This is a genomic window from Cobetia sp. UCD-24C, from assembly GCF_001306765.1.
Taxonomy (GTDB): Bacteria; Pseudomonadota; Gammaproteobacteria; order Pseudomonadales; family Halomonadaceae; genus Cobetia; species Cobetia amphilecti.
Genome location: NZ_LJTD01000008.1, coordinates 57,215 through 68,421, shown reverse-complemented (window position 1 = coordinate 68,421; position 11,207 = coordinate 57,215). Strand labels below are relative to the sequence as shown.

Here is an 11,207-nt window from a genome sequence, read left to right as displayed (position 1 = left end):
ATGAGCCCCTCTTCCGCACAGCAATGGCGCAGCGCGCTGGGCGCCATTCGTGAGCGCGTCGAGAGCCTCGAGCCCCAGCGCAGCAATGGTCGCCTGGTACGCGCGACCGGCCTGGTGCTGGAAGCGGTCGGCCTGCGCCTGCCGGTGGGTGCCAGCTGTCTGGTCGAGCTGGGTGCGAATCTGCCGCCGGCCGAGGCCGAGGTGGTCGGCTTCGCCGATCAGACCCTCTACCTGATGCCCATCGACCCGCTCAGCGGCGTCGCACCGGGCGCACGGGTGTTTCCCCTCGGGCATGGCAATGTCGGCGAGCGACGCTATCCGGTCGGCGAAGCGCTGCTCGGGCGGGTCGTCGACGGCGTGGGCCGCCCGCTGGATGGCCTCGGCCCGCTGGAAGATGTCGAACATGCGCCGCTGGAGAGCCGACCGCTCAATCCACTGGAGCGTGCGCCCATCGACACGCCACTGGATGTCGGCATTCGCGCCATCAATGCCTTGCTGAGCGTCGGCCGTGGCCAGCGCATGGGACTGTTCGCCGGCTCTGGCGTCGGCAAGAGTGTGCTGCTGGGCATGATGGCGCGCTTCACCGATGCCGATGTGATCGTGGTCGGCCTGATCGGCGAGCGTGGGCGCGAGGTGCAGGAATTCATCGAGAACATTCTCGGCGAACAGGGCCTCAAGCGTGCCGTGGTCGTGGCCACGCCGGCCGACATGACACCGCTGCATCGCCTCAAGGGCGCCAGCTACGCGACGCGCATCGCCGAGTCCCTGCGCGACAATGGCCAGAATGTGCTGCTGATCATGGACTCACTGACCCGCTACGCGATGGCCCAGCGCGAGATCGCCCTGGCCATCGGCGAGCCACCAGCCACCAAGGGCTATCCGCCTTCGGTCTTCGCCAAGCTGCCGGCGCTGGTGGAACGCACCGGCAACGGCCGGCGTGGCGGCGGGTCGATCACCGCCTTCTATACCGTGCTGACCGAAGGCGATGACCAGCAGGACCCCATCGCCGACAGTGCCCGGGCGATTCTGGATGGGCATATCGTGCTGTCGCGGCGTATCGCGGAAAGCGGCCACTACCCGGCCATCGATATCGAAGCCTCGATCAGCCGTGCCATGTCGGCGGTGGCGCCGGAGCGGCAGCTTACCCGCGCCCGTCGCTTCAAGCAGTTCTATTCCAGTTATCAGCGCAATCAGGACCTGATCGCCATCGGCGCCTACCAGCCCGGCAACGACAAGGTGCTCGACGCCGCGGTGCGCCTGCACGAGCCGATGGGACGTTTCCTGCAACAAGGCACTACACAGCACGCAAGTCTTGCCGATAGTACGAACATGCTCGAACAATTGCTGGCCCAGCCATGATGGCCGCCTTCACCTGTCATTGATCGGGAATTCTCACTGAATGGCCATCTCATCGTCACGTTTCGACACCCTGACCCAGCTGAGCGAGCGCCGGCGTGATGGCGCTGCTCGCCAGCTCACCAGCCAGCGTCAGCGTCAGGAAACCGCCGCCCAGCAACTGGTCACCCTTGAGCAATACCGTCTCGACTACTGCCAGCAGATGCAGGCACGCCTGACCCAGGGGCTGGACCCGGCCAGCTGGCACAACTATCAGGCCTTCATCGCCTCGCTGGACAAGGCGATTGCCCAATGTCGCATGCGGGTGGCCCAGGAACAGACCCAGACGCACCATCAGCATCAGCGGCTGGTGAAGGAACAGCAGACCCACGCGGCCTGGCAGGGCCTGGCGGATCGCGCCAGTCTGAGCGCCGCGCTGCAGGCGCGCACCGCCGAGCAACGTCAGAGCGATGAACAAGCCACCCAGGCCTGGTTACGCCGTGCCAATGGCTGAAGACGACCAGTCAAAGGAGTGACACCATGACGGACACTGCACGCATCTCGATGTTGTCGGCCACCTCGCCAACCAGGGTGCCGGCCAGCGCCAAGGCCTCCTCTGAGGAGGCTCGCTCGCGCGACGACATCAGCTCAGCTTCCGCAGAGAGCGCCTTCGAGGCACATCTGTCACGCGCCCAGCGTGAGGATCGCCAGCAGGACAGGCAAGCGGTGCAGGTGCAGACGCAAGCGCAAGACGCACAGCAGCAGCGTATCGAGCATCGCGAGGCCGCCGAAGACAAGCATGCCCAGCACCTCGAGCAGGCTCAGGCAGCGTCGTCAGAGACATCGCCCACTCCGGACCCCGCCGCTGCCGCCCTCCAGAATGGCAACCTCCCGCCTGCCCAGCCCTCATCGGCAAGCCAGACAACAGGACAGCCATCAGCGCAGCCACTTGCGGCCTCACGGCTGGATAGCAGCGTCGAGCGCGGCATCTCGCGCATGCAACAGCTGCAGCAACTCACGCAAGGCGGTCAAGACGCTTCTGGCGGCGGCGATGAAGCGCTGAACACGACATCTGCCGCGACATTTTCTACAACAGCAGGAACGGCAACGCTCGCTGGCACGCAGGCGCTCTCTACAGTAGGCAACACGTCAGGCAGCACGGCACTGCAAGGTGACTGGCTCGCCGCGCTGCGCAACCCTGCGGCAGCGGGACTGGACGGCGCGATTGCGGATCAGTCGCCCAGCAACAGGAGCTCCGCGACAGCGGCAGGCAGCCTGAGCACGGATGCGCCCTCCTCGCTGACGGATGGCGCGCTGGGCCCGCTGACCGAGGAGGCCATTGAAGGCGTCACCGCCAAGGCCGACGGCGCCCTGCTTGATGCCAATTCTTCACGTAGCGGTGTCGATCAGTCCCTGCTCTCGGGTGCGTCATCTGCCGGCGTGTCAGCCGGCGCGTCGAGTTCGACCGCTGCAGGCAGCACCGCCATGCTCAATGGCTCGGGCAATCCAGCGGGCATGGCATCACAGGCGGGAGCCTTGATCCCCGCAAGCGTCGGCACTCAGGCCTGGCAACAGGCACTCAGCGAGCAGGTGGTACGCATGCAGCTGAGCAAGTCGCCACAGGCCGAGATCGCGCTCAATCCGGCCAACCTGGGCAAGCTGACCATTCGCCTCAACATCGGCGAACAGGGCACCAGTGCACACTTCGTCGCGGGCCACCAACAGGTGCGCTCGGCTGTCGAGTCATCCTTGAGCGAGCTGCGTCAGGCGCTGGAATCCCGGGGGCACGAGCTGACGGCGATCAGCTTCAGTGCTCAGGACGACACACCGGACGGGGCGGCGGACAACTCGGCCAATCAGGGTCAGTTCGCCCAGCACCTAGAGGGCCAGCCGGCGAGTAATGCCAGCACAAGCGCTGACGCCATGGAGGGAAGCCTCGCCGCGGGCAATCTCACAAGCAATCTTGCAAGTGCATCCCAGGCAGCCTGGGGACGGCGTGAATGGCAGGCATGACGGGCCTGGCGCTTGCCAGGTGCTTGTGTCAGCGGCTCCCGTCAGGTGGCTGTCAGATGAGCCCGCCTGGCGCGTCATCATTCAAGTAAGCGCTCGCACGTGGCGTTATTCCGCCGTTCGATAACCACGCCTTCGGTCATACTGGCCCCGCCACCGACTCCAGGGACACCGCACCACGATGTCAACGATTATCACCACCCCCGCCAGTCAGCGTCGCTCCTGGCTGCTGATCGGGGTCATCAGCCTGATGAGTGCCGTGATCGCGGCGCTAGTGGCCGTCTATTTCGCACTGCCGATGCTCAGTGATCAGAAGGCCGCACAGGACGCCGAGCCGGAAGTCGTGGTCGTGCCACCGCCGGTCTTCATGCCGCTGGCACCCTTCACGGTCAATTTGGAAAGCCCGCGCGGCAATCGCCTGCTCTATATCGGGATCACGCTCAAGATGGCCGATCAGGACGCGGTGGCGCGTGTGGAAGAACTCAAGCCCGAACTCAAGAGCCGTCTACTGCTGTTGCTGTCGGGCCAGAGCCCGGATGAGCTGATCACCCAGGCCGGCAAGCAGACACTGCAGAGCACCCTGACCGAGGCGCTTTCGCGCCCCTACAGTGAAGGCGGCCAGCCACTGGCCATCTCCGGCGTGCTGTACAACGACTTCATCGTGCAATAACTGGCCATGGCTCAAGACGATCTGCTGTCACAGGACGAAATCGATGCTCTGCTCTCCGGCGTGAACGGTGACAGCGGTGCAACGTCTGACGCCTCGAGCACGCCCGGCGAAGCGCGCATTCGCCCCTTCGACCCGGCGAGCCAGCACCGCATCATCCGGGATCGCCTGCATGCCCTGGATATCATCAACTCGCGTTTCAGTCGCCAGTTCCGCATGGGGCTGTTCAACCTGATCCGCCGCGGCGCCGATATCACCGCCGGGCCGGTGCAGTTCCTGAGCTACAACGAATTTTCCCGCAACGTGCCAGTGCCGACCAACATCAACCTGTTCACCATGAAGCCGCTACGCGGTACCTCGATGCTGGTGTTTCCGCCCAGCCTCGTGTTCATGGTGGTCGATAGCCTGTTCGGCGGTGACGGTCGCTTCGTGACCAAGTCAGAGGGTCGCGAATTCACGCGTACCGAACAACGCGTCATCCAGCGCCTGATGCAGCTGGCCTTGAATGCCTACCGCGACGCCTGGTCGGCGGTCTATGCCGTGGAAACCGACTATCTGCGCAGCGAGATGCAGGTCAAGTTCGCCAATATCACCAGTTCGCCCAACGAGATCGTGGTGTGCACCAGCTTCCATCTGGAGGTCGGCAATCACAGCAGCGACTTCCAGATCTGCCTGCCCTACTCGATGATCGAGCCGCACCGCGAGCTGCTCTCGAGCCCGCTGCAGGAAACCAGCGCCGAGGGCGACAGCCGTTGGGGCGAGCGCCTGCGCAAGGAAGTGCGCGCCACCGATGTCGAGCTGCACGCCGACTTTGCCAGCATCACCACCACGCTGGGCGCATTGGCCGAACTTGCCGTGGGCGATGTGCTGCCCATCGAGAAGCCTGAGCGCGTCAATGCCTACGTCAACAATGTGCCGGTGCTCGAAGCCGGTTTCGGTCGCGCCAATGGCCACCGCGCCCTGCGCGTGACCCGCATCATCAATCATCCGATCAACACTGCCAGCGAGGACAGCGGCGATGAGTGAGCCCAATTCGCCAGACGCGCCCGCGCCCAAGGCCACCCCGAATTCCCCGACATCCGGCACTGACGACCCCTGGGCCGATACGATGACCGAGCAGATGGGCGACGAGTGGGCCAAGGCGCTGGAAGAACAGCAGAGCGAGGCTGCCCCCCAGGGCGGCGATATCTTCGAGCCCCTCGATGGCAGCGGTGGCGGCGCACGTCCGCGCGAGCTGGACATGATCATGGACATCCCGGTCAAGATGACCGTGGAGCTGGGGCGCACGCGCCTGACCATCAAGCAGCTGCTGGAGCTGTCGCAGGGCTCGGTGATCGAGCTGGATGGCCTGGCCGGTGAGCCGATGGACATCCTGATCAACGGCTATCTGATCGCCCAGGGCGAGGTGGTCGTGGTCGAGGACAAGTACGGTATCCGCATCACGGAAATCATCACCCCCAATGAGCGGGTACAGAAGCTCAACCGCTAAGGCTGTTCCTGTCATGACCTCCGATGCCCCTGACGGCGCGATCTTGCTGCCGGATGCCAGCCCCAATACCAACACCAGCGCCAGCACTCAGGCGCCGTCACCGGCCTTTCTCGGTAGCGACGCAAGCCTGACTGCCGACACAGGCCACGACTCACCATTGGGCGCGGCCAGCCTGGTCAATACCGGGCTGGCGCTTGCCGCCGTGATCGGCGTGATCCTGCTGCTGGCATGGCTGATGAAGACGCTCGGGGGTGCCCAGACACTGCGCGGCAATCGCATTGCCCTGCGCCCGCTGGCGCGGCTGGCGCTGGGTCACAAGCAGAGCCTGGTGGTGGTAGCGGTTGGCAACCAGCAATTGCTGCTGGGCGTCGGGCCGGCGGGCATCACCTCCCTCGGTGAGCTGACGGCCGAGAATGGCGGCCTGGTACGCGCAGACGATGGCAGCTCTCCGAACGACGCATCGCTGGCCTCGCCTGCCTCCGCAACTGACGGGAGCGGAGCCGCAGCCGGCTTTGCCGAGCTGCTGCGCGATCGTCTTGCCAGGCGCTCGCCGGCTGATGCACCTTCTGTTACGCCCAAGCGTGGTACGTCAGACAAGACAGATGATGCGGAGCCACGCTCATGACGGGGCTGGTGAGGCTGTCGCCGGGCTTGAAAGCAAGCGGGCTGAAGACAAGAGAGCTGCTGACAGGGTTATTGATCGCATTGTCGGCATGCCTGCTGACCAGCCAATCGACGCACGCCGATGTGCTCAGCGGGCTGACCAGCCAGCCACTGCCGGACGGCGGCGAGTCCTGGTCGCTGAATATCCAGACGCTGATCCTGCTCAGTGGCCTCGCCCTGCTGCCGGCGGCCCTGCTGATGATGAGCGCCTTCACGCGCATCATCATCGTGTTGGGCCTGCTGCGCACCGCGCTGGGTACCGCGTCTGCGCCGCCCAATCAGGTGCTGGTCGGCATCGCGCTGTTTCTGACCTTCTTCGTGATGTCGCCGGTGCTGGAGCGCATCTACGACGAGGCCTGGCAACCCTATGACAGCCAGGCCATCAGCCTGCAGGAAGCCATCGAACGCGGCGGCGATCCGCTGCGCGAATTCATGCTCGGTCAGGTGCGTGAGCCGGATATCGCGCTGTTCGCGCGCCTGGCCAAGGTCGAGGAAATCCAGACCCCGCAGGACGTGCCGTGGCGGGTGCTGCTGCCGGCCTTCGTCACCAGCGAGCTGAAGACCGCCTTCCAGATCGGCTTCAGCCTGTTCGTGCCCTTCCTGATCATCGATCTGGTGGTGGCAAGTGTGCTGATGGCGCTGGGGATGATGATGGTGCCACCCGCCACCATCTCGCTGCCCTTCAAGTTGATGCTGTTCGTGATGGTCGATGGCTGGCAGCTGCTGCTGGGGTCGCTGGCCGAGAGCTTTTATTGAGAGAACTTCTACTGAGGGAGCATCTACTGAGCCAGCCCTGACATCACGCCGTCACCGGGCTTTCTAGTCGTGACGCGCAACCATGCATTGCCAGCCTCGACACCTCCCATCTGCCCATCGAGAACGCGCCGCCATGACACCTGAAGTCATCACCAGCCTGGCCTCGCATGCCATGTACATCACCCTGTTGGTGGCTAGCCCGCTGCTGGCCAGCGCCCTGTTCATCGGCCTGATCGTCAGCCTGTTCCAGGCCGCAACCCAGATCAACGAGATGACCCTGTCCTTCATCCCCAAGATTCTCGGCGTGTTCGGCACCCTGGTACTGGCCGGCCCCTGGTTGCTGGAGACGCTGATGGACTTCACGCGCAGCGTCTTCACCGGCTTCCCGCACCTGATCGGATGAGCGACGCCTGCATGAGCATCGCCAACAGACCCGACGCAAGCCCGGCGGGAGGATGCCCCCTTGCCGAATGACCTGCTGTCCCACGAGCATCTCCAGGCCCTGTTGCTGAGCGTGATGTGGCCCTTCGCGCGCCTGTCCGGCTTCATGATCAGCGCGCCGCTGTTTGGTCACCGCAGCCTGCCCACGCCGGTGCGCCTGTTGATGGCCTTTGGCCTGGCGCTGATCATCGCGCCGCTGGTCGAGAGCCCGCCCCCGGTGGATGTGCTCGGCCCGGCCGCCGTCTGGCAGCTGGCATTGCAGATGGGCGTCGGCCTGGCACTGGGCCTGGTGATGCGCATCACCTTCGCCATCGTCGAGGCGGCCGGGGAATTCATCGGCTTGCAGATGGGGCTGGCCTTCGCCAGCTTCTTCTCGGCCGACACCGGCACCAATACCCAGGTGCTGTCGCGTCTGCTGGGCATGCTGGCCATGCTGCTGTTTCTGGCCTTCAATGGCCATCTGCTGGTACTGGAAATCCTGGTCACCCACTTCCACGAGATTCCCCTCGACCTGCGCCGCATGGGCCCCGTCGGGCTCGAGAATCTGTTGCTGTGGAGCGCCAGCCTGTTCAGCGCCGGCCTGCTGCTGGCCTTGCCGCTGGTGGCCTCGCTGCTGACGATCAACCTCGCGATGGGCGTACTCAACCGCTCGGCACCGCAGCTGTCGGTGTTCTCAATCGGCTTCCCACTGACCCTGCTGCTGGGCATCGCGATGCTGTGGCTGATGATGCCGGGCATGACGGACTGGCTGTCGCTGTTGTTCCGTCAGGCGCTGGGTGCCTTCCAGGCCGTGCATGAAGGCCTGGGCACGATGCCATGACACGCAAGCACTGATCTGAAAAGCAAAGACCAAGACGCAAGAGCCGCACCGAATGCCATCGCGAGAGCGAGTATCCAGTGCGGCTTTTTCATCATTTCTCGAACGCGGTCACGCCATCACTCAGCGCAGATAGTCGAACAACGACATGCCCGAGATATCCGAGAACGCCTGCTGGGAAGCCTGCAGCCCCACCTGTGTCAGCGAGTAGTCGGAGATCGCCTCGTTGTAATCCAGATCGATCAGGTCGGAGCGGGTCGAGGCATAGTTGAGCTCACGGTCATCCCCGATGATATCCAGTGAATCCAGCTCGTTGAGCTTGGTGCCGACATCGGCACGCACCGTCAGCACATTGTCGAGACTGTTGCTGAACTGGCGACTGGCGGTCGAGATGGCGTTGTTGAAGGCGGCCTGGTCGGCCTCGCTCTCGATCGGCGTGCTCAGCGCGCTGATCAGGCCATCCAGATTGGCGAACAGATCGGCGCTGGCCTCACCCTCCTCGACCACCAGCTGCGTTGCCTTGCCGGAGGTCTGGGCCTCAGACACCTGCTGTTCATCACCGGACAGCGTCATCGACAGGCCATTGAACGCAAGCGTCATGCCATCGCTGAACGCCACGGGCGATGGCAGCGGGTTGCCTTCGTCATCCAGGACCTGGAGATCATTGCCATCGGCATCGGTACCGCTGATCGTGACGCCAGCGGCATCAATGCTGACGCTGTAGGCCGCACCATCGACCCGCGCCGCGGCATCGACGACTTCCGGCCCCTTGAAGGTGATCGGCAGTGACGACTCGCTATCGCTGGTCTGGCGGGCCAGCTGCTGATTGCCGGATGCCACGCCGCCAAAGATCTGGCTGCCGGTATGATTGACCTCCATCAGGCGCGAGCTGTCGACGCGTTGCTGGCGCTGCTCATCATCGCCGCGATAGCTGCCATCTTCGCCAAAGGGCGCCGTGTCACCGCTCATGCCGCCGAACAGATAGTTGCCGTTGCCGTCGGTGCTGTTGGCCAGTCCCAGCAGCACTTCACGGCTGCCTTCAAGCTCGGTGGCCAGCGCATCACGGTCACTGTCACTGAGGGTGCCGTTGCCCGCCTGCACGATCAGGCTCTGGACACGCGTGATGGTGTCGGTGACCTGATTGAGCGCGCTCTCCTCGATGGACAGGTTGTTGCGCGCCGTGGTGCGGCTGTCACTGAACTGCTCATTGACAGCCTGGGACTGCGAGATCGTCACCGCCTGGCTGGCCGCACTCGGGTCATCCGAGGGATTGACCACGCGCTTGCCGGTGGCCAGCTGCTCGGACACCTTGGAGAACGCCGCCTGCTGATCCAGCATCGAGGTGACGCCCTGGGCATAGAGGGTTTGGGTACTGATGCGCATCACGGCCTCGTTAGCGGATGTTCAGAATGGTATCCAGCACCGTCGACGCGGTCTGGATGACCTGGGCGTTGGCCTGGTAATACTGCTGATAACGGATCAGGTCCGCGGCCTCTTCATCCAGATTGACCCCCGAGATCGACTGGTCTGCCACCGACAGCTGCTCAGTCAGGCCCTGCTGAGCCTCCAGGTTGACCTGCACCTGACGGGTCTGGTTGCCGACCTGGCTGACCAGTGACGCGTAGTGATCATTGAAGCTGCCGGCGCTGCCCAGGGCGTCGCTGCTCTGCAGTGACTGCAGGGCGAGAATGTTGCGGTTGTCGAGGCTGGCATCGCTTGAGCCCGCGGCGATCTCGGCGCCCTCGTCGATCGCGACCCAGAAGGTGTCGGCGATATTGCGCGTCGGCTGGATGGTGAAGCTGTCACCGTCCGCCATGCCGGTGGCGGTGAACACCAGGCCATCCTGCCGCATCACGCCTTCGCTGTCCGGGGTCAGGGTCTGCACGGCGCCGCTGCTGAGGTTTTCCAGCTGATAGGTGCCGCCCTCAAGACTCAGGCGGTAGTCATCGCCGGTCAGCGCGACACTGTAGAAATCGTCACCGTCCTGCTGGGTGGCGGGGGCGAATGTCACCTCAAGGTCCGCTCCGGCGGCATTGCCGCTGGCCGGCAGCACTTCCGGATCGCCGAGGGTGAAGAAGTCGCCCCCCGCGTTGCCATTGGCGTCGACACCGTCGGCGTGCTGGGCATTGAAGGTCAACGCCAGACCCGCGGCCAACTGGCCGAGCTGATTCTGGGTCGGCTCGAGGCTGTCGGCGCGGAAGCTCAACAGCCCGCCCAGGGTGCCGCCTTCGAGCTGCGCCTCATCGATGGCACTGGTCACGCCCGGCGCCACGCTGTAGGTGACCACCGAACGGCTCATGTCCTGCGGGTCGGGCTCCACGGCCAGTTCGTAATTGCTGCTGCCGTTGACCAGCAGCTGGCCATTGCCGAGGCTGACGCTCAGCCGACCATCCTGCTCCTGCACCTCGACGCCGACCAGCGTCTGCAGGTCGGTCACCGCCTGATCGCGCTGGTCCAGCAGGCCCAGTGGTTCTTCGCCGGTACGCGCACGCGTCAGGGAAATCTGCTCGTTGAGCGAGGCGATCTGGCTGGTGGCAGTGTTGATATCGCCGACCACATCACCGAGCTGTGAATTGACCGCAGAATCCATGTCATCCAGATAGGCGGAGAAGGCATTGAACTGCCCTGCCAGGCTCTCGGCGCTGCCCAGCAGGCTCTCGCGCGCCGCCGGATCACTCGGCTGACTGGCCACGCCTTCGATGGCGCCGAAGAACTCCTGCATCAACGGCGCCAGGCCCGCCTCGTCATCGGCGAGCAGATTGTCGATCTGACTGATGTTGGCTTCGTGGGTCTCAAGCGCCGTGCTGGCGCTCATGGCGCTGTCCAGCTGGGCCGAGAGATAGCTGTCGGTCTGACGGCTGATCGACGCCACGCTGACACCGCCACCAATGTTGCCATTCAACTCGACCGTTTCACGGCTATAGCCCGGCGTGTAGACGTTGGCGATGTTGTTGCTGTTGGTGGCAAGCGCCGTCTGGGCGGCTTGCAGACCACTGACACCGATACTCAACATGCTGCTGGCCATGGCG

The 11,207-nt window shown here is 64.4% G+C and carries 12 protein-coding genes; 10 read left to right on the top strand and 2 right to left on the bottom strand.

The annotated features are described in order from the left end of the window. The 10 genes from fliI to fliR all read left to right on the top strand — a co-directional run bounded on the left by fliI (window position 1) and on the right by fliR (window position 8,181). Complete coding sequence (fliI, locus tag AOG28_RS12365; RefSeq protein ID WP_054556627.1) at window positions 1-1,359, top strand: flagellar protein export ATPase FliI; 1,359 nt, start codon at window positions 1-3, stop codon at window positions 1,357-1,359. A 40-nt stretch (window positions 1,360-1,399) separates the two neighbouring features. Continuing rightward, the gene (gene fliJ / locus AOG28_RS12360; protein WP_054556626.1) at window positions 1,400-1,849 is read left to right on the top strand and encodes a flagellar export protein FliJ; all 450 of its coding nucleotides are present in this window, start codon (window positions 1,400-1,402) and stop codon (window positions 1,847-1,849) included. Window positions 1,850-1,875: 26 nt separating this feature from the next. Continuing rightward, window positions 1,876-3,348, top strand: a complete 1,473-nt coding sequence (locus tag AOG28_RS12355; protein WP_054556625.1) for a flagellar hook-length control protein FliK — start codon at window positions 1,876-1,878, stop codon at window positions 3,346-3,348. 178 nt (window positions 3,349-3,526) lie between these two features. Further along, window positions 3,527-4,015 carry a flagellar basal body-associated protein FliL gene (gene fliL, locus AOG28_RS12350; protein ID WP_054556624.1) on the top strand — a complete coding sequence of 163 codons (489 nt, stop codon included), beginning with the start codon at window positions 3,527-3,529 and terminating at the stop codon, window positions 4,013-4,015. A gap of 6 nt (window positions 4,016-4,021) precedes the next feature. Continuing rightward, window positions 4,022-5,038 (top strand): flagellar motor switch protein FliM, encoded by a 1,017-nt coding sequence (gene fliM / locus AOG28_RS12345; RefSeq protein ID WP_054556623.1) that lies wholly within the window; start codon window positions 4,022-4,024, stop codon window positions 5,036-5,038. Continuing rightward, window positions 5,031-5,501, top strand: a complete 471-nt coding sequence (gene fliN, locus AOG28_RS12340) for a flagellar motor switch protein FliN (RefSeq protein ID WP_054556622.1) — start codon at window positions 5,031-5,033, stop codon at window positions 5,499-5,501. The genes fliM and fliN overlap by 8 nt, the downstream gene beginning before the upstream one ends. A gap of 13 nt (window positions 5,502-5,514) precedes the next feature. After that, window positions 5,515-6,126 (top strand): flagellar biosynthetic protein FliO, encoded by a 612-nt coding sequence (gene fliO / locus AOG28_RS17820; RefSeq protein WP_082388747.1) that lies wholly within the window; start codon window positions 5,515-5,517, stop codon window positions 6,124-6,126. After that, on the top strand, window positions 6,123-6,920 hold the full coding sequence (gene fliP / locus AOG28_RS12330) for a flagellar type III secretion system pore protein FliP (protein WP_082388746.1): 798 nt from the start codon (window positions 6,123-6,125) through the stop codon (window positions 6,918-6,920). The genes fliO and fliP overlap by 4 nt, the downstream gene beginning before the upstream one ends. Window positions 6,921-7,053: 133 nt before the next feature. Next, window positions 7,054-7,323 (top strand): flagellar biosynthesis protein FliQ, encoded by a 270-nt coding sequence (fliQ, locus tag AOG28_RS12325; RefSeq protein WP_054556620.1) that lies wholly within the window; start codon window positions 7,054-7,056, stop codon window positions 7,321-7,323. A 60-nt stretch (window positions 7,324-7,383) separates the two neighbouring features. Beyond that, window positions 7,384-8,181, top strand: coding sequence for a flagellar biosynthetic protein FliR (gene fliR / locus AOG28_RS12320; RefSeq protein WP_054556619.1), 798 nt, complete (start codon window positions 7,384-7,386; stop codon window positions 8,179-8,181). A 120-nt stretch (window positions 8,182-8,301) separates the two neighbouring features. Here the strand turns inward: fliR and flgL are convergent, their stop codons facing one another. Both flgL and flgK read right to left on the bottom strand, forming a co-directional pair. After that, window positions 8,302-9,561, bottom strand: a complete 1,260-nt coding sequence (gene flgL, locus AOG28_RS12315; RefSeq protein WP_054556618.1) for a flagellar hook-associated protein FlgL — start codon at window positions 9,559-9,561, stop codon at window positions 8,302-8,304. A 10-nt stretch (window positions 9,562-9,571) separates the two neighbouring features. Then, entirely contained in the window at window positions 9,572-11,203 is a 1,632-nt protein-coding gene (gene flgK, locus AOG28_RS12310) for a flagellar hook-associated protein FlgK (protein WP_054556617.1), read from the bottom strand. Window positions 11,204-11,207 lie beyond the last annotated feature (4 nt).

What these genes read in the sequence shown, in the direction of transcription:
- fliI (WP_054556627.1), top strand. Translation starts at nt 1, where the DNA reads ATGAGCCCCTCTTCCGCACAGCAATGGCGCAGCGCGCTGGGCGCCATT.
- fliJ (WP_054556626.1), top strand. Translation starts at nt 1,400, where the DNA reads ATGGCCATCTCATCGTCACGTTTCGACACCCTGACCCAGCTGAGCGAG.
- AOG28_RS12355 (WP_054556625.1), top strand. Translation starts at nt 1,876, where the DNA reads ATGACGGACACTGCACGCATCTCGATGTTGTCGGCCACCTCGCCAACC.
- fliL (WP_054556624.1), top strand. Translation starts at nt 3,527, where the DNA reads ATGTCAACGATTATCACCACCCCCGCCAGTCAGCGTCGCTCCTGGCTG.
- fliM (WP_054556623.1), top strand. Translation starts at nt 4,022, where the DNA reads ATGGCTCAAGACGATCTGCTGTCACAGGACGAAATCGATGCTCTGCTC.
- fliN (WP_054556622.1), top strand. Translation starts at nt 5,031, where the DNA reads ATGAGTGAGCCCAATTCGCCAGACGCGCCCGCGCCCAAGGCCACCCCG.
- fliO (WP_082388747.1), top strand. Translation starts at nt 5,515, where the DNA reads ATGACCTCCGATGCCCCTGACGGCGCGATCTTGCTGCCGGATGCCAGC.
- fliP (WP_082388746.1), top strand. Translation starts at nt 6,123, where the DNA reads ATGACGGGGCTGGTGAGGCTGTCGCCGGGCTTGAAAGCAAGCGGGCTG.
- fliQ (WP_054556620.1), top strand. Translation starts at nt 7,054, where the DNA reads ATGACACCTGAAGTCATCACCAGCCTGGCCTCGCATGCCATGTACATC.
- flgL (WP_054556618.1), bottom strand. Translation starts at nt 9,561, where the DNA reads ATGCGCATCAGTACCCAAACCCTCTATGCCCAGGGCGTCACCTCGATG.
- flgK (WP_054556617.1), bottom strand. Translation starts at nt 11,203, where the DNA reads ATGGCCAGCAGCATGTTGAGTATCGGTGTCAGTGGTCTGCAAGCCGCC.